21 protein-coding genes and 1 riboswitch are annotated in these 23,601 nt (G+C 44.4%); of the genes, 14 read left to right on the forward strand and 7 right to left on the reverse strand.

What is annotated here, in order from left to right; all coding sequences use genetic code 11:
- Positions 1-88: 88 nt before the first annotated feature.
- The 3 genes from SALPA_RS16625 (at position 89) to SALPA_RS16635 (ending at position 2,445) form a co-directional block, all read left to right on the forward strand.
- Positions 89-1,180: an alanine/ornithine racemase family PLP-dependent enzyme gene (locus SALPA_RS16625; protein WP_145096415.1), complete on the forward strand. Its 1,092-nt coding sequence runs from the start codon at positions 89-91 to the stop codon at positions 1,178-1,180.
- Positions 1,168-1,653, forward strand: a complete 486-nt coding sequence (locus SALPA_RS16630; protein WP_145096418.1) for a GNAT family N-acetyltransferase — start codon at positions 1,168-1,170, stop codon at positions 1,651-1,653. The genes SALPA_RS16625 and SALPA_RS16630 overlap by 13 nt, the downstream gene beginning before the upstream one ends.
- A 144-nt stretch (positions 1,654-1,797) precedes the next feature.
- Complete coding sequence (locus SALPA_RS16635) at positions 1,798-2,445, forward strand: TrkA C-terminal domain-containing protein (protein ID WP_145096421.1); 648 nt, start codon at positions 1,798-1,800, stop codon at positions 2,443-2,445.
- A 71-nt stretch (positions 2,446-2,516) separates the two neighbouring features.
- Here SALPA_RS16635 and SALPA_RS16640 read toward each other — a convergent pair whose 3' ends face one another.
- Positions 2,517-3,899: an NAD(P)/FAD-dependent oxidoreductase gene (locus SALPA_RS16640; RefSeq protein ID WP_145096424.1), complete on the reverse strand. Its 1,383-nt coding sequence runs from the start codon at positions 3,897-3,899 to the stop codon at positions 2,517-2,519.
- Positions 3,900-4,077: 178 nt separating this feature from the next.
- Between SALPA_RS16640 and SALPA_RS16645 the strand changes: the two genes are divergently transcribed.
- The 3 genes from SALPA_RS16645 (at position 4,078) to SALPA_RS16655 (ending at position 6,952) form a co-directional block, all read left to right on the forward strand.
- Positions 4,078-4,479 (forward strand): DUF2680 domain-containing protein, encoded by a 402-nt coding sequence (locus SALPA_RS16645; protein WP_186451099.1) that lies wholly within the window; start codon positions 4,078-4,080, stop codon positions 4,477-4,479.
- A gap of 158 nt (positions 4,480-4,637) precedes the next feature.
- On the forward strand, positions 4,638-5,330 hold the full coding sequence (locus tag SALPA_RS16650) for a response regulator transcription factor (RefSeq protein WP_145096430.1): 693 nt from the start codon (positions 4,638-4,640) through the stop codon (positions 5,328-5,330).
- Complete coding sequence (locus SALPA_RS16655) at positions 5,327-6,952, forward strand: ATP-binding protein (protein ID WP_145096433.1); 1,626 nt, start codon at positions 5,327-5,329, stop codon at positions 6,950-6,952. The genes SALPA_RS16650 and SALPA_RS16655 overlap by 4 nt, the downstream gene beginning before the upstream one ends.
- 57 nt (positions 6,953-7,009) lie before the next feature.
- On the opposite strand, the gene SALPA_RS16660 is transcribed toward SALPA_RS16655, so the two are convergent.
- From SALPA_RS16660 to SALPA_RS16670, 3 genes are read right to left on the reverse strand one after another with little or no spacing between them, the layout of a single operon-like run.
- Positions 7,010-7,861, reverse strand: coding sequence for a cyclopropane-fatty-acyl-phospholipid synthase family protein (locus tag SALPA_RS16660; protein WP_145096436.1), 852 nt, complete (start codon positions 7,859-7,861; stop codon positions 7,010-7,012).
- Positions 7,862-7,882: 21 nt separating this feature from the next.
- Positions 7,883-8,491, reverse strand: a complete 609-nt coding sequence (locus SALPA_RS16665) for an FmdE family protein (RefSeq protein WP_145096439.1) — start codon at positions 8,489-8,491, stop codon at positions 7,883-7,885.
- Between the two features lie 32 nt (positions 8,492-8,523).
- Entirely contained in the window at positions 8,524-11,049 is a 2,526-nt protein-coding gene (locus tag SALPA_RS16670) for an AMP-binding protein (RefSeq protein ID WP_145096442.1), read from the reverse strand.
- A 721-nt stretch (positions 11,050-11,770) separates the two neighbouring features.
- Here SALPA_RS16670 and SALPA_RS16675 point away from each other — a divergent pair.
- From SALPA_RS16675 to SALPA_RS16690, 4 genes are all read left to right on the forward strand, one after another.
- Entirely contained in the window at positions 11,771-12,268 is a 498-nt protein-coding gene (locus SALPA_RS16675) for a DUF3842 family protein (RefSeq protein ID WP_255451239.1), read from the forward strand.
- Between the two features lie 107 nt (positions 12,269-12,375).
- Positions 12,376-14,493 (forward strand): xanthine dehydrogenase family protein molybdopterin-binding subunit, encoded by a 2,118-nt coding sequence (locus SALPA_RS16680; protein ID WP_145096446.1) that lies wholly within the window; start codon positions 12,376-12,378, stop codon positions 14,491-14,493.
- Entirely contained in the window at positions 14,490-14,957 is a 468-nt protein-coding gene (locus SALPA_RS16685) for a (2Fe-2S)-binding protein (RefSeq protein ID WP_145096449.1), read from the forward strand. Before SALPA_RS16680 ends, SALPA_RS16685 begins: the two co-directional genes overlap by 4 nt.
- Positions 14,951-15,769 carry a xanthine dehydrogenase family protein subunit M gene (locus SALPA_RS16690; RefSeq protein WP_145096452.1) on the forward strand — a complete coding sequence of 273 codons (819 nt, stop codon included), beginning with the start codon at positions 14,951-14,953 and terminating at the stop codon, positions 15,767-15,769. Before SALPA_RS16685 ends, SALPA_RS16690 begins: the two co-directional genes overlap by 7 nt.
- 118 nt (positions 15,770-15,887) lie before the next feature.
- On the opposite strand, the gene SALPA_RS16695 is transcribed toward SALPA_RS16690, so the two are convergent.
- Positions 15,888-16,745: a class I SAM-dependent methyltransferase gene (locus SALPA_RS16695; protein WP_145096455.1), complete on the reverse strand. Its 858-nt coding sequence runs from the start codon at positions 16,743-16,745 to the stop codon at positions 15,888-15,890.
- Positions 16,746-16,951: 206 nt separating this feature from the next.
- Positions 16,952-17,133: riboswitch (cobalamin riboswitch) on the forward strand.
- A gap of 180 nt (positions 17,134-17,313) precedes the next feature.
- On the opposite strand from SALPA_RS16695, the gene SALPA_RS16700 reads away from it, so the two are divergent.
- Positions 17,314-18,246 carry a sirohydrochlorin cobaltochelatase gene (locus SALPA_RS16700; RefSeq protein WP_145096457.1) on the forward strand — a complete coding sequence of 311 codons (933 nt, stop codon included), beginning with the start codon at positions 17,314-17,316 and terminating at the stop codon, positions 18,244-18,246.
- A 98-nt stretch (positions 18,247-18,344) separates the two neighbouring features.
- Here SALPA_RS16700 and SALPA_RS16705 read toward each other — a convergent pair whose 3' ends face one another.
- Entirely contained in the window at positions 18,345-18,848 is a 504-nt protein-coding gene (locus SALPA_RS16705; RefSeq protein WP_145096460.1) for a DUF6803 family protein, read from the reverse strand.
- A 220-nt stretch (positions 18,849-19,068) separates the two neighbouring features.
- On the opposite strand from SALPA_RS16705, the gene SALPA_RS16710 reads away from it, so the two are divergent.
- The 3 genes from SALPA_RS16710 (at position 19,069) to SALPA_RS30490 (ending at position 22,219) form a co-directional block, all read left to right on the forward strand.
- Positions 19,069-20,799 (forward strand): diguanylate cyclase, encoded by a 1,731-nt coding sequence (locus SALPA_RS16710; protein ID WP_145096463.1) that lies wholly within the window; start codon positions 19,069-19,071, stop codon positions 20,797-20,799.
- 41 nt (positions 20,800-20,840) lie between these two features.
- A complete protein-coding gene (locus SALPA_RS16715) occupies positions 20,841-21,695 on the forward strand; it encodes a sirohydrochlorin cobaltochelatase (RefSeq protein WP_255451240.1) in 855 nt (284 codons plus the stop codon).
- Positions 21,696-22,021: 326 nt separating this feature from the next.
- On the forward strand, positions 22,022-22,219 hold the full coding sequence (locus SALPA_RS30490) for a hypothetical protein (RefSeq protein WP_222428024.1): 198 nt from the start codon (positions 22,022-22,024) through the stop codon (positions 22,217-22,219).
- Positions 22,220-22,223: 4 nt separating this feature from the next.
- On the opposite strand, the gene SALPA_RS16720 is transcribed toward SALPA_RS30490, so the two are convergent.
- A complete protein-coding gene (locus tag SALPA_RS16720) occupies positions 22,224-23,579 on the reverse strand; it encodes an MATE family efflux transporter (protein WP_145096466.1) in 1,356 nt (451 codons plus the stop codon).
- Positions 23,580-23,601: the final 22 nt, after the last annotated feature.

Here is a 23,601-nt window from a genome sequence, read left to right on the forward strand (position 1 = left end):
GTAATAAAATTGAAAACTATTGAAAATAGTAAATAGTAGTTGGTTATTGATATCGCTGTGAACGCTTGCTAACAGGAGGGAAAGAGGAATGAGCCTTAGCTTGAGACTAGAGGTTGACTTGGACAAAATCAAGTACAACGCGGCTAAAGTCATAGAACTGTGCCATAGCCGTGGGATTGCAGTACTTGGAGTTACCAAAGGATTTTCCGCAATTCCGCAAATTGTTATTGCGCTCCGCGAAGGAGGCGTTGATGGGTTAGCTGATGCCAGAATGGAAAATATTTTTGAATTAAGAAATGAAGGGTGCTTGGAGTCCATAACTTTACTACGCATCCCCCGGTTAAGCGATGTGGACAATGTAGTAAAATACTGTAACGTAAGTGTCAATTCAGAAGTAGCTGTTATTCAAGCTTTGGGGCAGGCGGCTAAGAAAATGGGGGTAGCTCACCAAATTATTTTGATGGTTGATGTGGGTGACTTGCGTGAAGGGATTATGACCGAGAATGTGCTGGATACTGTTCGCAAGGTAGTAAAAGTGGAAGGGATAAGGCTAGTGGGGCTGGGAACCAATATGGGGTGTTTTGGTGGTATTTTGCCAGAGTACAATAACCTCAACATTTTAGTGAACCTTAGTAAAATGATCGAAGCCAGACTAGGTGTACCTATGGAGGTTCTTTCTGGTGGTGGTACGTCATCACTATTACTTGTGGAAAAAGGGGAAATTCCTCCAGGTATTAATCAACTACGTATTGGGGAAGGAATATTGCTTGGAACTGACACGACAAATCACCGAATAATAGATTGGCTCAAAAATGATGCGTTTGTATTAAAAGCTGAAGTGATTGAAATTAAACTCAAACCATCGGTTCCCATTGGCAATATTGGCCGCGATGCTTTTGGCAATATTCCGGAATTCACAGATGTGGGTATTCGAAATAAGGCTATTGTTGCTTTAGGTAAACAGGATGCATATATTGAAGGCCTTATTCCTGTTGATAAGGGCATAAAGATATTAGGCGCTAGCAGCGATCACACGATTCTTGATATTACTGATACAACAAGCAAGATACATGTTGGTGATGAACTGGCATTTCATGTAACTTATTCAGGGTTGCTTTCAGTGAGTCAATCCAGATATGTAAAAAAAGTGTTTAGAAAGGATAATATATGGTCGAATTAATCATTGGGGCAGAAGCAAAATTGCTGGAACGTTTAGTAGAATTGGAACAAGAAGCTTTTGGCTGCGGGGGAATGAACGAGTGGCATCTGGTGCCGATTATACGGCACGGCAAAGTATTTGTCAGTAAGGATAACGATGTAATAGTCGGGGCAGTACAATATATGCGGGACTGGAATAACCCTGAAGTGGCCTATATGATTAGTGTCTCGGTTATTGGTGAAGCTCGCGGCAAGGGAATAGGTACTGAACTTCTTGCCAAAAGCATCGAAATTCTGTTTGATGATAAAATTATTGCAGTTGAGCTTACGGTAGAAGCTGACAATGTAGCTGCTGTTAAGGTGTACAAAGAAAAGCTGGGATTTGAAGTAACTGAGTTTAGAAAAAATGAATATGGGCCAGGTCAAGACCGGTTAGTTATGGTGCTTACCAGAGAAAAGTTTACAGGGAGACAGGCTGAAATAACAACTAAGTGAACTCGTTTCAGCATAGCTGAAACATTGGGGATTCGGGTGGAGAGTCTACTCCACCTGAATTAACGCCGCCTATAGAGGCGGGAGTCTTGACTCATATCCAAGATAAAAGGCTAGTTCGATTTTCGCTAAGGGAGGCATCTATTAATGAAGGGGAATGCCCCGATATTTCGGGCAATTGCACTGGATATAGCGCAGCGTATTATCAACAGTGAATTTGAGGAAGGAAGTAAGATTTCTGGCAGGACGTTACTTGCCGGCCACTATAATGTGTCACCCGAAACCATTAGGAAAGCCATATCACTACTGAAAGATGAGGATGTTGTTGAGGTATCACAAGGAAAGGAAGTAACAATACTCTCGGTAGAAAAGGCCTATAATTTTATTGAACACTATAAAAGTTCAGAATCGGTATACTCATTGCGCCAGGATATAGAAATCCTCTTGAAGGACAAGCGTCAACTTGACGAAAAATTTGAGGCAGTGCTTACAGAAATAATTAATTACTCTGATAGATTGAGAAACCTTACGCCTTATAATCCGGTGGAAATTGCAATAAAACCTGATGCTCACATTGTAGGACAAACCATCGGGCAACTCAGATTATGGCAGCATACAGGCGCTACAGTGATGGCTATTCGCCGCGGGACAGAAATAATTATATCCCCTGGCCCAAGCGCCGTAATCGCGGCCTATGACAGAATTGTTGTAGTTGGCGAAAACGGCATATATCAGCGGACCTCAGAGTATTTTAATCGAACTAGTAGATTAGTCGTTCAATCCAGGGAAAGCTAACCTTTCTATCTGGATAAATGAAACCGCCAGGGTCAGAGCGAATGCTCTGTTCCTGGCGGTTTGCGTTTAGTCTATTTTCTCAAACGTTTAGTTATAATTCGGGCAGCATGGATGCCACTGGCACTGGCCTGTGACAGGCCGCGGGTAATACCGGCACCATCACCGATGGCAAACATGTTCTCAATCTCGGTTTCCAATTCTTCGGTTAGTTTAAGGCGCGAGCTGTAGAACTTGACTTCAACTCCGTATAGCAGCGTGTCGTCATTTGTCATGCCGGGAGCAATTTTATTGAGGGCATAAATCATCTCAATAATATTGTCCAGATGGCGTTTGGGCAATACTAAGCTCAAATCACCGGGAGTGGCTTTTAGAGTAGGTTTGGTAAAGCTTTTGGTCATACGGTGTTCATTGGAACGGCGGCCTTTTAACAGATCACCAAAACGCTGCACCAGTACACCGCCGCCGAGCATGTTGGAGAAGGAAGCAATGCGTTTACCATATTGGTGGGGTTCGGTGAACGGTTCGGTAAATTTATTACTAACCAACAGCGCAAAATTGGTGTTCTTACTATGAAGCTTTTCGTCGCGGTAGCTGTGGCCGTTTACAGTAACAATGCCGTCCGTGTTTTCGGCAACAACATAGCCTTTGGGGTTCATACAGAAGGTTCGGACTAAATCACCATATTGTTTGGTTCGGTATACCAGTTTGGCTTCATATACTTCATCGGTTATGTGTTGGAACACCTCTGCCGGGATTTCCACCCGCACTCCGACATCCACCTGGTTATTGGTTAGTGACAAACCAAGGTCATGACATTGATGGGAAAACCACTCAGAACCGGCGCGTCCAGGCGCAGCTATCAGATAGTCGCATTCAATGGCTCCGTTTTTGGCTGTTTCCAGGATAAAGGTACTGTCTTGTTTTTTTATGGTATTTACCGTTACGCCGAATAGCATAGTGATATTTTTCTGAAGATAGTCATAGATCGATTGTAGGATTTTTAAATTATTTTCAGTGCCTAAGTGGCGAACTTTAGCATCTAATAAGTGCAGGTCAACTTTTAAGGCCTCTTTGCCCAGCCCACTGTTTTGCGTGCTGAAATATTCTGCTGGTGCACCGTACTTCAAGTTGATTTGATCAACATAATCAATTAAATCAAGTACGGTTTGATCAGGAAGATACTCATTGAGCCAGCCGCCAAACTGGGTGGTGAAGTTATACTTGCCGTCAGAGAATGCTCCTGCACCGCCAAAACCGCGCATAATACCGCAGGGGTTGCAGTTAATGCAAGTAAGAACTTTTTTATCGGAGATGGGGCAATGGCGCGAATAGATGTCCTGTCCGGCTTCTATCAGAATAATGTTGATAGCAGGATTAGTGCTGACAAGCTCATAAGCGGCAAATACGCCAGCTGGGCCGCCGCCGACAATACCAATGTCAAATTTATCAGCCATAGTAAAATCACCTTCCTTGTGCTTATGGTATAAACCATTCCACAATATACTTTATCAAATAATGATTGCAAAAAGCAAATTAATCATAAAAGTGTTCATTCTTTGTTCACAGTTTGGTCACACTTTGGTAAAAAAAGTACGCTATACTAAAGTCAAATACTATCAAGGAGTGATTGACATGAAAAAGTTCACTAGTTTTGCTTTAATCGGTACGCTCGTATTGTCGCTAGCGGGTGCAGTCGCATTCGCGGCTCCAGGAAACAATCCCGGTCAGGCTTGCCCATTCTTCGGAGCGGCCGGACAACAAGCCAATCTGACTGACGAACAAAAGGCCCAGATGGCAACTTGGCAACAAGAGCGATTTGAGCACAGAAAACAAGTGCTGCAAAAAAAGGTTGAATGGGGCTGGATAACCCAGGCTCAGGCTGATGAGCAAATTTCTTTTATGGAACAGCAGCAGAAAGACGGTAATTTCGGCATGATGGGTATGGGACGTGGTCATGGTCATATGGGGCAAGGACGGGGCATGGGGCCGATGAACGGCAGTTGTGGTAATAACAACGTTCAGGCTCAACAATAATACCGGTTGAAAGAGCCTGTCGCTTTTGCGGCAGGCTCTTTTGAGCAGACCTATGTGGGCGTCGTTTGACTTCCATTGTTGTAAGCGCACCGGTCGACTGCAAAAAGTTAGCGTGTTGTATATAGCTTGTGGTATGCTGTTGCTAAGAGGTGAAAGTTATGACAGGTAAAACAGTATTGCTTGTTGATGATGAACAGGCCATCAGGGAGTTGTTGGCTTTATACCTAAATAAAGAGGGCTTCACAGTGCATGAGGCGGCTGACGGTGCAGAGGCACTTATAAAAAATCAGGAATACAAGCCGGATATTATCATTTTGGATATTATGATGCCTGTTTTGGATGGCCTTGAGGTCTGCCGTCAGATCCGTAAGTTTTCCAATATACCTATTATTATGTTGACTTCGCGGGCTGAAGATGAGGATCGCATTATGGGTCTTGAGCTTGGGGCCGATGATTATGTGACAAAGCCCTTCAACTCCCGGGAGGTGGTTGCCAGAGTTAAGGCGGTATTGCGCCGTTTGGCTGCGCCGCAGCAACAGCCAGCACCCGCTTTAAACTATCCACACCTGACAATTGACATGGCTAAGCATACGGTCACGGCTTTTGACCAGGAAATTTCCTTTGCTAATAAGGAAATAGAGCTGCTCTGGGAGTTGGCCGCTCAGCCAGGACGGGCATTTTCTCGCGACCAGTTGTTAGAGAGTGTCTGGGGTTACAGCTATTGCGGCGATACGCGTACTGTCGATACCCATATTAAACGGATTAGAAAAAAGTTGGCGATAAATGCGGCTTCACCCTGGGATATAAAAACAGTATGGGGTATAGGTTACAAATTTGAGGTGAAAAAGTGAGAATATCGCTGCAACACAAATTGCTAAGCAGTTTCATTATTGTTGTTGCCTTGGTATTGGTAATTGTATCTACCGGGGTTTCGCTCTTAATCCGCGATTACTTTTTTGCCAGCAAGCAGCGTGAACTGACTGACAAGGCCTATGAAACCGCGCGGGTGGTAAACAGCTATTATAATGGCGAGATCAATTATGGTCAATTGGCTAATTTTATTAACAGCATTGACAGTTTGCTCAGTGCCAGAGTCTGGGTGGTAGACAACTCTTTTAACTTAATCGCCGCCTCCGAAGAGCAGCAGGCACCATCAGGCGGCATTCGCCGCCGGGCCGGGATGATGAAAAAAAGTCCTATGGATCAGGATTGCGATATAACAAAAGGTCAGGGCAGGATGCGGCGGCATGGCGCTGGTATGGGCCATGGCATGATGTCTGCTGCGACGCCAGACGGGTCTTCAGACAAGGCAGCAGAGCCGCAGACCGGGCAATCGCCAAGCCTTGCAGCCATAAGCGGCATTGATGAAGTAAGGCAGCAGTTGGAAGCAGCTAGCGGGACAGCTTGGACAAAAAAGGTATATCATCCCTATTATGAGGAAAACATGCTGCTTGTTGCTGTGCCACTGAACCAAACGGAGAATCAGCCGCAGGGTACTGTGCTAATTAATGCGCCTTTATCCGGATTTGACGGTTTTCTCAGCCGGATTTACTGGTATATTGCCGCAGCCGGAACGGTGGGGATACTGATTACGATAGTTATCGCCAACTATCTTTCGACAAGCATTATCCGGCCACTGCGATCCATGCAGGCAGTTGCCTCAGCTATGGCGGGCGGTGACTATTCAGTTCAGGCCAAAGTCGAGACCAACGATGAGGTCGGCGATTTGAGCCGGTCATTAAATCTGCTGGTTAAAGCACTTAATGAGTTTGTGAGTAAAACCGAAAAAACAGATAAACTCAGACGTGATTTTGTTGCCAATGTGTCACATGAACTCAGAACACCGCTGACGATTATGTGCGGCTATAATGAGGCGCTCTTGGACGGGACAATCTCCCAGCCTGAGCAAGTGGAGAAATACCACAAAGTCATGCGCGATGAATCCATACGGCTGCAAAAGCTAATCAATGAGTTATTGGATCTTAGTCACCTGGAAGCCGGTACGGCCACGCTGGAGAAGGAACCGGTATTCCTGGCAGAAATTGTGGATAATATTGTAACTTTGTTTAAAAAGCCAAGTCAGGAAAAGGGGGTTACCTTGCAGACCGCGCTTGCTGATGGCTTGCCGGAAATGCAGGCCTATGGTGATCGCCTGACCCAATTAGTCCTGATTTTGCTGGACAATGCGCTTAAATTTACCCCGGCGGGCGGAACAATTACCCTAAGTGTGGGGGCAGTTAACAATATATTGACACTTAGCATCGCAGATACTGGCTGCGGTATTCCTCCCGAAGACTTGCCGTATATTTGGGAGCGGTTTTACAAAGTAGACAAGTCCCGTACCCGCATCACTGGCGGTACTGGTCTGGGCTTAGCCATTGCCAGGGAAATCATCAACCTGCATGGTGCTGCGGTTGATGTAGCAAGTGAAGTAGGCAAAGGAACGGTGTTTACTATTCAGTTTAACATATAGAAAGCGCCTGCTGCTTGATTGAGTGCAGCAGGCGCTTAGCCTTTTTAGGAGAGTATACTAAGTTCTTTGTGGCAGTTTCTCTGTAACCTTCCACCACATAATTCCAACAGTGGTTGCTGATTGTTCAGTACACAGGCCATCAACGGCGCGGGACTCTAAGAAGTCGCGAATACTGGCTTCAATATCTGGCCCGCTTATGCCAAACACAGTAAAATAGCGGGTGTAGTGCTCAATCAGATAATCAAGCGGCTCTTGCTGGTCTTGACTGTAGCTGTAAAAAGTCAAGTTAGGACGATAGCCTTCTTGGTAGAGGATGTTGAGAGGGTAAATAATGTTAAAAGAGGGGCCGGGCGGAGCTTGGCCGCGAAGTCTTTCCCACAACAGGCGGCGCAAAGTAAGGCTGTGCTGACCGGCAAAGCCAATGAGACAGCAAACTTTGCGGGCTACTTTGATCATTTTCATGAGGCTGTCATAGTCATCAATGGCCGGGCTTTTGGCGGCAAATGTAATATCATAGGCCGGTTTGGCCGCTAAGTCATTCCAATCGGCATGCAAGCAATCAATATGAGCGGATAGCCCTGCTTTATCAGCCTTGTGTTGGAGTGCAGACAGCATTTGACTGGCTGTGTCCAGACCAGTCACTTTAACGCCTTTAGCAGCCAGGGGCAACGCATAGGTGCCAGGACCGCAGCCAATATCAAGTAAGCTATCGCCTGGCTTGACGGCTCCCTGCGCTATCAGCTGTTCAATGATATCCTGATGGGTTTGCCGGTTGGTGTTAGTATTTTTTGTATAACTGCTGGCAAAGCTGTTCCAAAATTCGATCCAGGCTTGGGGATCAGGACTCTGTTTTCGTACAGTTTGGCGGTACTCGTCCCACGCCTTGGCCCAAAATTCGGCATTGTACATAAAATCACCTCGCTCTTGTCTTTACCATCCCCGGCTATATTCTTCGGTACAGGCCAGACAAGCAATTTTGCCATTTCTCAACCGGGCGCGGGCTTCCATGACTTTTTCGCCGCAGTACTCGCAGATAACAGAGTTGAAGATTTTGGCTTCTGAGGGTAGTTTGAGTTCGACGTCCTGGATTTTAAATATTTCCTCAGGCGGGGCAGCTAGCAGACAGGCAATGCGCTCAGACTGAAGCTTTTGCCAGGATTCTTCCTGCGCTGGCGTAGCTTGTCCGCTGAATACGGCAGTTTTACTGATTTCCTGCTCAGGTGTCAGGGGTATTCTATCGCCTGTTACAACAACCCGCACAGCCTTACCTGTGCTGCGATTGCCAACCGTATAGGCTTGCTTGCCATGATCTTTGTAGATCAGATTGCCTTTACCGATGGTGCAGCCTAAAATAGCCTGTATGGCATCAATGCCACAGCCGTCAGATTCGACAATAGCAACAAGTTCTTCATCGGCGGCGCGTTCTACCTTGAGATGTGCCAAGGCAGCCTTGGCGGCCAGGTAGCCGATAGTAAGTCCGGGACAGCAGTGCCCATGAAAGTCGATGGCCTTTTGAAAATCGGCAGGACGATTGTTCATGATAACCTCCAGTATTTTTTATTTATTTATTGTTATGCGGTCTCAATTCGGCTGTCTGCCTGTAAGCCTAATTTTTGAATTTCCTGTTCGCGCATCTTATATTTCATGATCTTTCCGGCGGCATTCATCGGGAATTCAGTAACGAAATCGATGTAGCGGGGGGTTTTATGTTTGGCCATGTGGGAACGGATATAATCCTTAAGCTCGTCGGCCGTTAGGATCATCCCCGCCTTGAGGATCACGCACGCAACAATCTCCTCGCCATACTGCTTGTCTGGCACGCCAATCACCTGAACATCCTTGACTTTGGGATGTGTATAGATAAAATCTTCGATTTCCTTAGGATAGATATTTTCACCACCCCGAATAATCATATCCTTGATGCGTCCGGTAAGTTTGTAGTAGCCATTTTCATCACGCCTTGCCAGGTCGCCGGTGTGAAGCCAACCGTCCTTGTCAATGACGGCTGCTGTTGCTTCAGGCATTTTGTAGTAACCCTTCATGATGTTGTAGCCGCGGGCTACAAACTCGCCATCCATATTGTCAGGCAAATCTTTGCCGGTTTTGGGATCTACAATCTTACACTCAACGCCAGGTAACTCACGGCCTACGGTGGTAACGCGCAATTCAACAGAATCATCTACGCGGCTTTGGGTGCAGCCGGGCGCAGATTCGGTCTGCCCGAACACTATTGTTATCTGAGTCATGTTCATCTTGTCTACAACATCCTGCATTACCTTGACAGGACAAGGGCTGCCGGCCATAATGCCTGTTCGTATATTAGAAAAATCTGTTTTCGGAAAGTCCTCATGCTCTAACATCGCAATAAACATGGTGGGGACTCCGTGGAAGCAGGTTATTTTCTCCCGGTTGATGCATTCCAGTGATAGCTTAGGTGAGAAATACGGCATCGGCGACATGGTGACGCCATGCGTCATTGAAGCTGTCATGGCAAGCACCATACCGAAGCAATGGAACATGGGTACGTGAATCATCATGCGGTCGGCTGTAGAAAGATCCATGCAGTCGCCGATATTTTTCCCATTATTCACCACGTTATAGTGGGTGAGCATGACACCCTTCGGAAAACCGGTGGTCCCTGAGGTATACTGCATGTTGCATACATCATGTTTGTTGATGGAACGTTCGCGGCGATAAACCTCTTCAATGGGAACGTTATTAGCCATTGCTATGGCATCTTCCCATGTCAGGCAACCTTTCTGCCTTGAATCAACCGTAATTATATTGCGCAGAAAAGGCAGACGTTTTATGTGCAGTGGTTTCTCCGCATCGGCGGTTTCAAGCTCTGGGCAAAGCTCTTTGATAATACCGACATAATCGGAATCCTTATAACCGTCGATCATCACCAGTGTATGTGTATCTGATTGACGGAGCAGATATTCTGCCTCATAAATTTTGTAGGCTGTATTTACAGTGACAAGCACCGCACCAATCTTGGTCGTGGCCCAAAAGGTAATGAACCACTGCGGGACATTAGTTGCCCAGATGGCAACATGATCACCTGGTCTGACGCCTAAGGCAATTAGCGCACAGGCAAAGGTATCGACATCGTCCCGAAATTCCGAATAGGTTCGGGTATAATCTATTGTGGTATACCGAAAAGCATACTGATCGGGAAACTCATTAACCATGCGGTCAAGCACCTGAGGGAAGGTCAAGTCAATGAGCGTATCTTTCTCCCAGACGTATTTGCCGGTTTTGGCGTTATTGTCGAATAGACGGCCTTTGGCTGTGGTTTTCTCAATGAAACGGCTCATATAGTTTGCGAAATTTGGGAAAATAACGCCTGTATCATCAAGGTCTGGTGCCCAGTGCCTGATCCATTCAAGTGATACATAACCATCGTATTTTATGGAGCTTAATGCCATCATGATGGCGTCAATTGGCAAATCTCCTTCACCCATTACGCGGTAGTGGATTATGCCATCTACCATAATGGAATCCTTAATATGTACATATTTAATATAGGCACCAAGATTTTGTACCGTCTGTCCTGGTGTCTCACCTGCAAAGCGGTAGGGATGATGTATATCCCACAGGGCGGCCACTGCGTCGCTTGCCACTTGATTAAGCAGCAGGCATAGGCGGGCGGTATCGGAATAAACACCATTGGTTTCCACCAGCAGGGTTACGCCATTTTCTTCGGCTATGGGAACCAGGCGCTTTAAGGCGTTAAGTACAACCCCATCATCAACATCACCGTTTGGTTGGGGATCAAGGTCGGCCAGAATGCGGACATAGGGCGTGCCAAACTTGGCGGCTAGTAAAATATACTGCACAAGCTGTTCATGGTTTTCTTCCGCCTTTTCCGCGTACTTCAGGCAGCAACCGGAAGAAAAGCAAGGAATTTCGAGGTGTAATTCTGAGAGCTTTTGGACTGCTTGCGGGATCTGAGTTGCAGTAAAAGGATGTACAAGAACAGTATCGTTGCCTTGTCCGCGGATTTCAATGCCGTCAAACCCAAAATCCTTGGCCATGGAATAGATATCTGTCCAACTGAAGTTGGGACAACCAAGGGTAGAAAAAGCAAGTTTCATTGCAGTCTCCTCACAAATCTTTTTTAGAACCATTATTAATTGGTCTGCTTATTTAGCTATGCCCAGCAATGAAAAAAGCTTTCGTCCTTGAAGCATTTCTGCTAAGAGACGAAAGCGTAAACTTCCGTGGTATCACTCTTGTTGATATGAAATATATCAACTCTGCGGCATTGTCAAAATGACGAATGCTGTCTCATAATAACGGCGAGAAAACCGTTCACACCTACTCGCTTCAACCACCAGGAAACGATTTTGCCTTCAGTTGACTGCTAGGGTGAGTTTCACGACTGCTCTGCGCGCTGTTTCTCAGCAACCAACAGCTCTCTGGAGCGTCATACCGCAGTGTATTTTCCCTATCAATGCATTAACTACTTATTTATAAACCATTTTATAGTTTTTGTCAAGATGATTTCAGTAAATCCAGTACCATAAAAGGTCTAAATATAAAATATGATGCCAATGATTTTAGATAATTCATACTATGTCTTGACATATAAAAGTGAATTTTGCTACAATCAGAATAATGAAGGTAGCTGAAGCTGCCGAATGCCGTGTGAAGTACGGTTGTTTGTTTTACTGAAGACTGGTAATAACTTATAATGTGAAATGCAGCCATGAAGGTTTCGTGTGAAGCGATTTTCATGGTTTTTTTCATTCTAAGCATTCTTCTGTCGTCTGACAGTTTACCCGGTGTTGCCGTATCCCGGGAGGTGCTAAGGGTTTGCAGGAGTTTGATTGTTGCTGGCCGAATATATACGGCAATCGTCCAGTTCTAGCGGAAGGTGGTAATAAGGTAATGTTAATCGCGGTTATTGATGGCATGGGCGGAGGCCTTGGTGTGCAGCTGGTTGCCCAGTTATCAGCACAATTGGGGCAGAAAGCAGATATTATTGCGCTGGGAACAAATGCATTGGCGACCAACAATATGGTACGGGCGGGAGCTATGCGTGGTGCGACAGGCGAAAACGCTGTTGTTGTTTCCATCCGCAAAGTCGATATAGTAGTAGGGCCAATTGGTATTATTATTCCTAATTCCTTGATGGGTGAGATTACGCCTAAAATTGCCGAAGCCGTTGCTTCGGCGGATGCGCATAAAGTACTGGTACCTGTTAGTCAACAACACTTCGATATAGTCGGATTAGAAAACCGGCCACTGGTGGTGTCTATAAAAGAAGCGGTTGCGAAGGTAAATGAGCTTGTTCAGGGTAGATCGTGGTAATTTATTACAGCAAACAGAACTCCCCCTCTATTTTATAATAATTGTAACAACTACTATAAAATAGGGGGGGAGTTCTGTTTACCGTAAAAGATGGTAGGAGGCATTGTATGGAAATGATTAGTAAATCCACCAAGAAAAAAGATCATGAAGCGAAAATAAGCGGTCGTGCTCTTTATGTGGATGATCATGTAATGGACGACATGCTTTATGGCAGGTTGTTGCGCTCTGCAAAAGCAAAAGCACGCGTCACCAGGATTATTCTTCCGGCATTGCCTACAGGTTATTTTGTTGTTGACAAGAACGATGTTACTGGTGAAAATCGTGTTGCTATAATAGTTCATGACACTCCGGTTTATGCCGAAGATACGGTAGAATATGTTGGTGAGCCAATTTTGATGGTTGTCGGCCCGGCTGTTAAAGAAGTTGAGAGAATTTTGCATGATATTGTCGTCATATACGAAGAGCAAGTTCCAATTCTCGATATGCGCCAATCAGATACTGTTTTTTTCAATTACAATTATGCCAAAGGGGATATCGAGCAGGCTTTGAAAGCAGCTGATTATGTTTTCATCGAGACATTTCAGACTGGTTATCAGGAGCAGGCTTATCTTGAGACACAGGGGCTAATTGCTTATCCGCATGCAGGACGAATGACTGTACGCGGTTCCATGCAGTGTCCTTATTATGTGCATGCTGCAGTCGCTAACGCATTAGGCTGTGAGGAACAGGATGTTCAGGTTATCCAAGATGTTACTGGTGGAGCTTTTGGTGGCAAAGAAGCGTTTCCCTCCATACTTGCGTGTCAAATCGCAGTAGCGGCCAAAAAGGCAAACAAACCAGTTAAGGTCATATTTGACCGGCGCGAAGACATGGAGTTTACGTCCAAACGTCATCCATCACTATGCACCTATAAGGTGGCTATTAAAAACGGTGAAATTACTGGCATGGATATTGATGTGCTGTTTAATAGTGGTGCCTACACCACACTTTCCGCCGTTGTTTTGCAGCGTGGCTTAATTTGTGCAAACGGTGTATATCGCATCGATAATCTGCGTGTTGCCGGACGGGCAGCTAAGACTAATACGGTACCTTGCGGAGCATACCGCGGTTTTGGCGCACCGCAGACTTTCTTTGCAGTAGAAATGGTTATGGCTCATATTGCTAAGAAAATGGGGCTTGATTCGCTTGAACTTAAAGAAAAATATATTGTGCAGCAAAGCGATGCTACATCTACAAGCGGCAAGTTTCATTTCCATGTACCTTTACCGGAAATGATTCAGCGGCTTGATGAACTTACTGATTACCGTGCCAAACGTAAGCTGTACCAGAATCAGACAGGGCGCTATCGTAAAGGTATTGGTATGTCGATGTTTTTTCATGGCTGTGGTTTTACTGGCAGTGGCGAGCGTGATATTATTAAGGCCGTTGCCAGGATTCGAAAAAATGCCGCTGGTACGGTAGAGATTCTGGTGAGCAATACCGATATGGGTCAAGGTATCAAAACGACTTTCTGTAAAATTGTTGCAGATACTCTTGGCATTTCTTATGACAAGGTGTATATTGACAACCCGGATACGGATCGTGTGCCAGATTCAGGTCCGACTGTAGCAAGCCGGTCGCTCATGACAGTTGGCGGTTTGTTGCAACAGGCAGCAGCGAAGCTTAAACAAGAATGGATCGAGGGAGAAGAACAAGTTATCGAAGAACATTTCAGCGAGCCTGATTTTGTAATTCCGTTTAGTCTGGACGAATTCAAAGGAGATGCTTACCCAACATATTCCTGGTCTGTTAATGCGATTGAAGTGGAAGTAGACACGCTTACTGCAACGACAAAGATTTTGGGGGCCTGGGGGATTTTCGATGTTGGTGTTCCTGTTGATATGAATATTATCCAGGGACAGATGCAGGGCGGTTTCCTGCAGGGGATTGGTTATGCCGCGATGGAGCAGATGGATTACAATGAGAAAGGGATGATTCGTAATAATAGTTTCAGCGATTACATCATTCCTACAGCGCTAGATGTGCCAAAGCTTGTGACTGAAATTATGAACAATCCCTATACTCACGGCCCATATGGAGCAAAGGGGGCAGGTGAACTTCCTCTTGTCGGTGCCGCTCCGGCTTATGTGGAAGCAATGGAAAATGCACTTGGCACTAATTTGCATAAGGCGCCGTTCACCCAGGAAGATACCATGAGAGTTTTGCAGGGAGGCGATAAACGATGATAAAATTTACGCTTAACGGCCAAGAGGTTACATCGTTTGCCAAAGCAAATGAGCGTTTACTTGATGCTTTGCGCAATGAATTTAGTCTCACTGGTGTAAAATGTGGCTGCAAAGCAGGAGAATGCGGCGCCTGTTCTGTTATTCTTGATGGTAGATTGGTTAACTCGTGCCTGGTAGCCATGGGGCATATTGAAGGCAGTACGCTGGTGACTATTGAAGGTTATCGTGAAACAGACCGTTTTGCGGCTCTGGCTAAAGCTTATGCTGCTGTCAGTGCTGTACAATGTGGTTTTTGTATTCCAGGCATGATTCTTGCTTCCGAATGTATCCTTGCCAAAAATCCAAACCCTACCGAAGCAGAAATTCGCGAAGGTATTTCTGGTAATCTGTGCAGATGTACTGGCTATAATGCGATTGTTGAAGCGATTGGTATTGCAGCAAAGGAGGGGCAAGGATTATGGTAAATGGCTATCAAGCAACATCGCTAAACGAGGCTTTGGCTATTCTGGCCAAGGAAGCGGTTACCCCTTACGGCGGAGGTACTGATTTAATGATTGCAGCAGATGAAAAGGCAAAGTATTTGTTCCTTATGAAAGTACCTGAGATGAAAAATATAGTGGAAGACAAGGAGTATATTCGTATTGGTGCTGCCTGTACGTTTACTGAGATTATTGAAAGTACATTGGCTCCCGCTATATTAAAGGAAGCAGTAGCACAGATTGCGGCACCGTCAATCCGCAACCTTGGTACTGTTGGCGGCAATATCTGCAACGGCTCGCCGAAGGCTGACAGTGCGCTGATCTTTTTTGCGACAGACGCTAAACTGCGCCTTGTTAGCAGCAAGGGCGAACGGGTGATTCCTATTACCGAGTTTTATCTTGGTAATAGAAAAACATCCCTTCAGGCAGATGAACTGCTGGTAGAGATTTTGATGAAGCGAACAGGTTGTAATAATTACTACTATAAGAAGGTCGGGGCCAGAGCTGCTTTGGCTATTTCCAGAGTATCGTTTGCAGCCGTACTTAACATCGAGCAAGGTAAGATTGTTACTTGTAAGACAGCTTTTGGTGCAGTCAGTGATGTTATCATCAGACGGGCAGATATTGATGCTATGCTTGTTGGGAAGACAATCAATGAAGCAAGGGCTGTCAAGGAAGACTATCTTGCCGCCTTTTCGCAGGCGATTGTTCCTATTAGAGGTAGAATTTCGGCAGAGTATAGAAAGACTGTTTGTATGAATTTACTGCGTGACTTTCTTGAAAGCAATGGAATCTGATTTTCACTTGGCACAGGAAAACACCCCGCTGCCTGATAAAGTGGAGTTGCAAACACTTTACCAGGCGACGGGGTGTTTTTATAGGATACTATATGTATGCGCATGATATATAGCCAGGCTATTCTAAGATAGTTGTCTTTCGGTCAGCACGCCACCACAGCACACCAATTGTTGTATTAATTAGTTCGGAGCAATAATCCTCGACAGCCCGGTTGGTCAGAAACTCGGTAATTTTCGCTGTTGTTTCCGGTCCTTCCAGTCCAAACAAAGCAAAATAGCTGGTGTAGTACTCAATCATGTAGGCTAAGGTTTCCCGGTAACGCTCGCGGTAACTATAGAATTTGAGGTTTGGCAGGAAGCGCTCATGGTAGAGAATGTTAAAGGGATATTGGATGTCAAAGGCCATATGCTCAGGTGGTTCTCCCATAAGATGTTCCCAGAGGAGGGCCCGAACTTTAATATGGTAGGTGCCGGCAAAACCGATAAGGCAGCAGACACCGCGGGACACCGCATTCATTTTCATTAAGCTGTCATAATCATTGATGGCAGTTGTGTTGGCCGCAAAGACGACATCATAGGCAGGCTCGGCCGGAAAATCCAGCCAGTCTGCTTGTAACGGCTCAATCCGGCAGGTAAGTCCTTCATGTACGGCCTCGGATTTCAGCATCGACAGCATCTGGCCGGCCGTATCCAGGCCAGTCACTTGTCTGACCTTGGAAGCCAGGGGTAAGGTATAGGTACCGGCACCACAGCCTATATCAAGAACCATGCTGAAGGGACTGATCACACCATCAGCCACGAGTCCCTCAACAACTGCATTATAGATAGAACGGCTTTGGCGGTTGCGCAAGGCATATTGTTCGGCGAATAAATTCCAGAACTGCTGCCAGCCCTGCTTATTGCCATAACTGGGAGCCTGATTTGAGGTATCTCGGACTTCCTGCCAGGCATCTGTCCAAAACTTAGTAGTGCACATATATTTTCACCTTCCTGAATGCAGTTAAAAAAGGCATGAACATCCAAGGAGCTATTCCACGGATTTCATACCGAAATGTTGAATCTTCATGATTCAAAACAACTACTTTAACTATAAGTTGTTTTGTCATAATTGTCAATTAGTAATCCTTGCACTGGTATTGACACTTGTTTATGGATATGGTATGGTAACAATAGTATACCAAAACTGAATAGTTTGAGATAGGTGCCTTAGAGGCTTAATAGGGAAGACCGGTTAAACGCCGGCGCGGTCCCGCCACTGTAACGGGGAGCAAGCTTAAGATATGCCACTGGGATGTATTTCCTGGGAAGGTTTAAGCAAGCAACGATCCGGAGTCAGGAGAACTGCCTGTCTGACAATCACCGTTTGTTACCCACGAGGTATGGGGAGGGGATTACAGTAGGCACTTTTAAAAGTGTAGCATAGCTTAATTCACTCCTGGTTAACTGCCAGGAGTTTTTTGTTAGCTTACTGGTTATAACTCCTGATTTTACGCGGTCAGGGGTTTTACTATTTTAATCACATCTAAAGGAGTTGTTGCTTACCTATGAAAAATATCTATTCTTTTATTACTACTCTATGTCTGCTGGCAGTATTTGGCTGCGTAAGCCTGATACCTTCGCTGGCAGCCGCCGCACCAGGCAATACCGGCAAAAAGGCTATTCTGGTTGTAAGCTTTGGCACTACTTATCCGGAAACTATGAAGGCAACTATTGAAGCTATTGAAAACAAAATGGCAGCTGAGTTTCCTGATTATGAAATCCGCCGGGCGTTTACTTCGCGGATTATCATCAAAAAACTGGCCGAGCGGGATGGCGTAAAAATTGATACCGAGGAAGAAGCGCTTGCCAAGTTAAAAGCCGAAGGCTTTAGTGAGGTTATTGTACAGCCGCTGCATATTTCGGCTGGAGAAGAATTTGACATGGTGAAGGATGTTGTCAGGCGTCTTGAAGCAGCTAACGCGTTTGACAGCATCGTGCTAGGCAGACCGATTCTTTACTATATGGGCCAAGCAGGCAAGATTGACGATTATCTGGCAGCTGCCAAAGCATTAGAACTACAATATCCGAAGCGGAAAAATAACGAGGCGATTGTTTTAATGGGGCACGGCGGGGTACATCCTGGCAATTCGTCCTATGCAGCCATGCAGCAACGCTTGAGTGATGCAGGTTATAAAAATGTATATGTGTATACAGTCGAAGGCTACCCTTCGCTTACTGGGGTTATAACTAAGCTTAAAGCGAATAAAGTGAAAAAAGTTACGCTGATGCCGTTTATGCTGGTAGCAGGTGATCATGCTACCAATGATATGGCAGGTGATGAAAAGGATTCGGCAAAAAATGTCCTATTAGCTGCTGGATTTAAAGTTAATACCTATCTTCATGGCATGGGAGAAAACGTCAATATTCAGGAGATTTATGTCCAACACACGAAAGATGCTATTGCTGAATTGAGTAAGCCCAAAACTAAAAAACACTAGGAATTCGTAAAACAACTCTTGGTGCAAAAGGCTCACCATTGCTCGGGTAAAGACAACAAAGCAGCGCTCCCTTATGGAAGCGCTGCTTGAACATGGAATTACTGGTGTCCCATATGCTGCATATGTCCACCGCTGGCAGAGGGATTCCACCCCATAATTGTTGGATCAACCATACCAAAAACCATGGCTACGTGGGCCACAATGAGAAAGACGGTCAAAAGGATAAAGTGAAGCTTCATTTTATCATCCGCGGATTTTCCTTTGCCGATTACGCCAAGCTCCAGTAAGGCAATGCTAAAAAGAGGAATAACCCCGCTAAGATAGGAGCCGACTGCCAATATATCCGCAGTACCGCGCCATTGAATGTTGGGAATAACGGTAGTTATTAAATTGAGAAAAACGCCTAGGAAATAAAACCCCAGAATAATTCCAATCCATTTATTCCAGGTTCTCCAACTACTGTTATTGGAACCTCGAAGAAAAACGGTGAAAAATTCTGTTGCAACAAGTGCTTCCGCTAATGCAACCGGAATGACCATGTACATAATAAGATTCCATGGTTGATTAACAGCCAATAATTCCATATAGTGTGTCATTGTCATAATGCTAACACCTTCCTTAAATTAAGATTTAAGTATAGTATAGATACCAAATGTGAAGAACTTATGAAGAACCTATGGTTTTTTTCAGACGATGCTCATTTATCGGTTTACTGTTGGTCTTGCTGGAAAGGAAAAGAAAGCGCCAATATCGAACGTAATCCCAATACTATGTAAATAATTGATATTATTGAACATTGAACACGGGTTGGCGATACGGTAAATGACAAAAAAATATTGGATCATAGGATTATTGGCATTTCTGACCATTATTTCCAGCGGCTTTTTCGATAGAGCCTATGCTTCGCAAAAGTCGGAACATAGTGCATATCCGATAACTACTTTTGAATTAATTGAGGATGTAAGGGGAGAATATGACTTTGCGGCCATAAGCTCCTCTGTTTTTGCTAATCAATTTAAGCAGTATCCCCACCAAATCATTTCTCTGGGTATTACAAAATCAATCTACTGGCTGCGCTTTCAACTACCGCCCAATAATCCAGGCGCTATTACGGCTAGTCAAATACTGGAGCTTAAGAATCCTAATATTGACAAAATAGATTTGTTTATACCGGTTAACGATAGCAGTGCGGTTGCCGGTGTAGGTTATCTTGCAAAATCGGTGGGGGTAAGCAGGCCTGCCGCCAATAGGGATGTCTTGGATAATAGCTGGGTGTTTTCCATTCCAGATCAATACCGGCAGGACCAGTTTTTGTATCTTCGGCTGGAAAGTAGTTCGGCTCTTAGGCTGCCGGTAGTGCTATGGCGGGATAACTCTTTCTATACAGAGGCTTTTTTGAAGAATCTTGGTTTTGGCATTTTCTATGGGATTTTGCTAGCCATGTTTTTTTATAATCTGTTTATATTTTTCGTTTTGCAGGACAAATCTTATTTGTGTTACGTGTTATATATCGGCTTTATGCTGCTCTATCAATTTCAAGTGCACGGGCATCTCAAGCTGTGGCTTGATATTGCTTATCAAAGCTATAATGCGATTTTTTGGGTGTGGCTAACTGCTGCCTTCCTTGCGTCGATTTACTTTACTCATTATTTTCTGCAGGTTGAGTTCAATGCTCTTTGGAATAAAACGAGGGCAGTACTTGTGGTAGCAGCTTTGGTTCAAGGTTGCTGGGGCTTTTTTGGCTATACTATTTGGGCTAATCAGCTGGCACATGGGCTGGGTCTGTTTGGCCCGATCGCATATATGGCGGTGGCTGTTTGGCGTTTACGTCAGGGATTTCGTCCAGCTAGGTATTATTTACTAGCCTGGGGTGTGCTTGCGGTAGGGATTGTAGTATGGGTAATGGCCGCATATATCCCTGATACATTTACTGCAGTCAATTATCTATTAGTGGCAACAGCCTGCGAATCAATCTTACTTTCTTTTGCCTTATCGGAAAGATTTAAAACTTTGCGTTTAAAAGAAATGGTATTGACAAAACACATGAAATACTATCGGAATTTAAGTCTCACTGACGAATTGACCGGCTTATATAATAAACGTTATTTTACTAAGGTTATGGAGCAAAAAATAGATGCAGCCCTGGAGTGTGACAGGTTATTGACATTAATGATAATCGATATTGATCATTTCAAAATCTATAATGACAGATATGGACACCTGCGGGGTGATCAAGTGCTTAGCCAGCTTGCCCAAGTATTGCTGAATGTCCTTGAACAGTCCCAAATGGCTTTCCGGTATGGGGGAGAAGAGTTTGTTGTCTTACTGCCAGGCAGCAATTGCGAGGCGGCCGTACAGATTGCAGACAGTATTCGTGGTCAACTCCAGGCCGAAGCATTTATGCCTGCAGGGGAGGCTAAGGTAACAGTAACTGCCAGCATAGGTATTGCTGAGCTGCGGCAGGACGATACGCCGGCCAGGCTTTTTCAGCGGGCTGATGATGCCTTGTACAAAGCCAAAGCGGCCGGAAGAAACCAGGTTGTCTGCATGTAACGTGATGCATTTATCATTATGTAAAATGAGGGGAAATACTTATGAATCAAGAACAAGCTGTGAAAAAGCAAGCCATCGTAGTTGTTAGTTTTGGCACTTCTTATCCGGAAACATTGATGCTGAATATTGAAAGTGTGGAGAATCGCATCCGTGCTGCTTTTCCTGATTATGAGGTGCGCAGGGCATTTACTTCCCGGACTATTATCAAGCGGTTAGCTGAACGCGATGGTGTCCGGATTGATAATGAGAGACAAGCTTTAGAACGTCTCCAGACGGAAGGGTATCAGGAAGTGTATCTTCAGCCGCTGCATATTGTGCCTGGGGCCGAATATGATAAGATAAAGGAACTTGTCTGCCATTATGCCCAAGGGAAAGAAAAGGTTTTTGAAAAAATCCGGCTGGCTCGTCCGCTGCTTTACTGCATGGGGCAGGACAACCATCCTGATGATTATGAAATTGCTATAAAGGCACTGGCAACTCAGTTGCCAGAAGCTGACCCTGCAAATGCCGTTGTACTTATGGGGCATGGCGGGATGCATCCGGCTAATGCCGCCTATGGTATACTGCAGTTAAAACTCGAAGATGCCGGCTTTAGTAATGTCTTTGTCTACACGGTGGAGGGATTTCCATCTTTGAGCCGGATTATCAATAAACTAAAACAGAAGCAAGTTAAAAAAGTTACCTTGATGCCATTTTTGCTGGTAGCTGGCGATCATGCCACTAACGATATGGCTGGTGAGGCAGAAGGCTCTGCCAAATCCCAGCTAGTGGCGGCTGGTTTTGAGGTAGATGTATATTTCCGGGGCTTGGGTGAAAACATAGCCATTCAAGATATCTACGTAGGCCATCTCAAAGCCGCCATTCTCCAACCGCCTCATGGGTACAGAGATTCATAAATCTCTGTAACTTCAATTAGTTTTTTGAAAAACAAAGCTCATTTCTGATATATTGAGTGATCCTGTTATGATGCAACTTTGCCAAAAAGATAAAGAACGTGTACTGAATGCTATAAAAAGCGGACATATCAATGCTATTGATTTAAGCTTACCGAATAAATATCAGTAATAACAACTATGAAAAAACCGGCATAGTCAAAATTGAAGGCGAGACTTTCAGCGGATACAAACTTGGCGTACTCCGTGGCCTTCTGGATGATGCAGGTGCTGTTGAAGAAATTGTTTTTGGCAGCATTCAGATACATGATCTTGAATTATGCCGGGAAATGTTGAAGACTACAGCATGCTTCAAAGAACACGATATCTTGATCAATGACCGAGGATTCCTGTCCCGTGACGTGATGAATTTTCTAAAAAAGGAACGACTTGTAGATACCTATATTCCGGCAAAAAAGAATATGATAATCTATGAAGATGCTGTTAGCCTAGCTAAGTCCTGTGATAAATGGAATAAGCATGTGTAATGGTTTAGATCACGTTAATAGCTTTCCACTTACCTCCTACAAACCTCTTCGTTAATACTAGCAACATAATTATTCTGTACCCTATTAGTATAATCCATAGTATTTCCAGTGAAAGTGAGCCCCTTACGCAGATTATGTATGGCATAATCACATAAAATATAAAAGGAATCACAGTATACGTGACCATCATAAATCTGGTGTCGCCAACGGCTTGAAGCGCACTACCAATAGTCGAGAACACCATTTCGAGTGCAACACATATTGAGGTAAGTCTGACCAGTGGAATAGTGGCATTGTTAATTAATACAAGCCGCTCCTTATCATGTTCACTATTAAAAATAGAAATTAGAAATTCGGGCAATAGATTGAAAAAAATAACGATTAAAACGACATAACAGAAACCTATTAAAATTCCTTTTCTTAGGATTATTGCAAGATTATTCGGTCTATTAGCTCCTCTCTCTTGACCGGCTAAAATACCTACTGCAGTTGTAATCCCATATGCTGGCAATATCGCTGCAGCTTGAAGCGCAACAGCGATGTTGGCACAAGTCAAATCAAATTCACCCACCATTCCAATAATGAGAAGAAAAATACTGAAATATCCTGTAATAGTAAACGACTGTATACCGGAAAACAACCCAAATTTCACTATTTTATGAAGTAGAAATTTGTTAAAGCCAAAGTTTGTGAAAAATTGAAATCGACTTTTAAAGCTTCTTTGGTTTAACCGCAATAAATATACTGCTAGACCAATTGCGCAACTAATATTCGTCGCCAGACCTGACCCAAACATCCCCATCTCAGGAAATCCGCACTTCCCAAATACCAAGAGCCAAGCAAAAACCATGTTTACAACATTGGTAAAAATTTCTATACGCATTGTCGTTTTGGTGTCACCAATGCCGTAACAAAGGCCGGATAAAGCAGTAGTGAATAATTGGAAGCAATTTGCAGATATAATAAGATAGAAATACTCCTTTTCAAAATGTATTACAGATTCATCATGTCCTAATATTTGAAATATATTTTCTAACCCTACTGAAGAGACAATTAACAGAACGGCAAATAGCGCACTTAAATACACTGCTTGCCACGTGGACGCAGAGCAATCATTATATCTGCGGGCACCAAAGTACTGTGAAACTAGCACCGAAGAGTAACCAACAATTCCTCCAAAAATACTTGCTATTGAGGTGGCAAACAAACCGGCGGGAATCATGGCCGCAAACTGCGTAAGATTATATTGCGACACAAACATTCGGTCAACAAATATCATTGCATTCATTGCTAGCATAGAAAGTGTAGCGGGATAAGCAATCTGCACAATATGCCGATAAGAAACTATATGTCTATCCATGAATTTTCTCCATTTAGCGTTA

This window comes from Sporomusa sp. KB1 (assembly GCF_007830295.1).
Lineage (GTDB): Bacteria > Bacillota > Negativicutes > Sporomusales > Sporomusaceae > Sporomusa.

Coding starts and splice junctions, on each gene's coding strand:
- SALPA_RS16670 (WP_145096442.1), bottom strand. CDS start 11,049: ATGAAACTTGCTTTTTCTACCCTTGGTTGTCCCAACTTCAGTTGGACA.
- SALPA_RS16630 (WP_145096418.1), top strand. CDS start 1,168: ATGGTCGAATTAATCATTGGGGCAGAAGCAAAATTGCTGGAACGTTTA.
- SALPA_RS16710 (WP_145096463.1), top strand. CDS start 19,069: ATGACAAAAAAATATTGGATCATAGGATTATTGGCATTTCTGACCATT.
- SALPA_RS16645 (WP_186451099.1), top strand. CDS start 4,078: ATGAAAAAGTTCACTAGTTTTGCTTTAATCGGTACGCTCGTATTGTCG.
- SALPA_RS16660 (WP_145096436.1), bottom strand. CDS start 7,861: ATGTACAATGCCGAATTTTGGGCCAAGGCGTGGGACGAGTACCGCCAA.
- SALPA_RS16650 (WP_145096430.1), top strand. CDS start 4,638: ATGACAGGTAAAACAGTATTGCTTGTTGATGATGAACAGGCCATCAGG.
- SALPA_RS16680 (WP_145096446.1), top strand. CDS start 12,376: ATGGAAATGATTAGTAAATCCACCAAGAAAAAAGATCATGAAGCGAAA.
- SALPA_RS16685 (WP_145096449.1), top strand. CDS start 14,490: ATGATAAAATTTACGCTTAACGGCCAAGAGGTTACATCGTTTGCCAAA.
- SALPA_RS16700 (WP_145096457.1), top strand. CDS start 17,314: ATGAAAAATATCTATTCTTTTATTACTACTCTATGTCTGCTGGCAGTA.
- SALPA_RS16690 (WP_145096452.1), top strand. CDS start 14,951: ATGGTAAATGGCTATCAAGCAACATCGCTAAACGAGGCTTTGGCTATT.
- SALPA_RS16705 (WP_145096460.1), bottom strand. CDS start 18,848: ATGACAATGACACACTATATGGAATTATTGGCTGTTAATCAACCATGG.
- SALPA_RS30490 (WP_222428024.1), top strand. CDS start 22,022: ATGTTGAAGACTACAGCATGCTTCAAAGAACACGATATCTTGATCAAT.
- SALPA_RS16640 (WP_145096424.1), bottom strand. CDS start 3,899: ATGGCTGATAAATTTGACATTGGTATTGTCGGCGGCGGCCCAGCTGGC.
- SALPA_RS16625 (WP_145096415.1), top strand. CDS start 89: ATGAGCCTTAGCTTGAGACTAGAGGTTGACTTGGACAAAATCAAGTAC.
- SALPA_RS16635 (WP_145096421.1), top strand. CDS start 1,798: ATGAAGGGGAATGCCCCGATATTTCGGGCAATTGCACTGGATATAGCG.
- SALPA_RS16715 (WP_255451240.1), top strand. CDS start 20,841: ATGAATCAAGAACAAGCTGTGAAAAAGCAAGCCATCGTAGTTGTTAGT.
- SALPA_RS16720 (WP_145096466.1), bottom strand. CDS start 23,579: ATGGATAGACATATAGTTTCTTATCGGCATATTGTGCAGATTGCTTAT.
- SALPA_RS16665 (WP_145096439.1), bottom strand. CDS start 8,491: ATGAACAATCGTCCTGCCGATTTTCAAAAGGCCATCGACTTTCATGGG.
- SALPA_RS16695 (WP_145096455.1), bottom strand. CDS start 16,745: ATGTGCACTACTAAGTTTTGGACAGATGCCTGGCAGGAAGTCCGAGAT.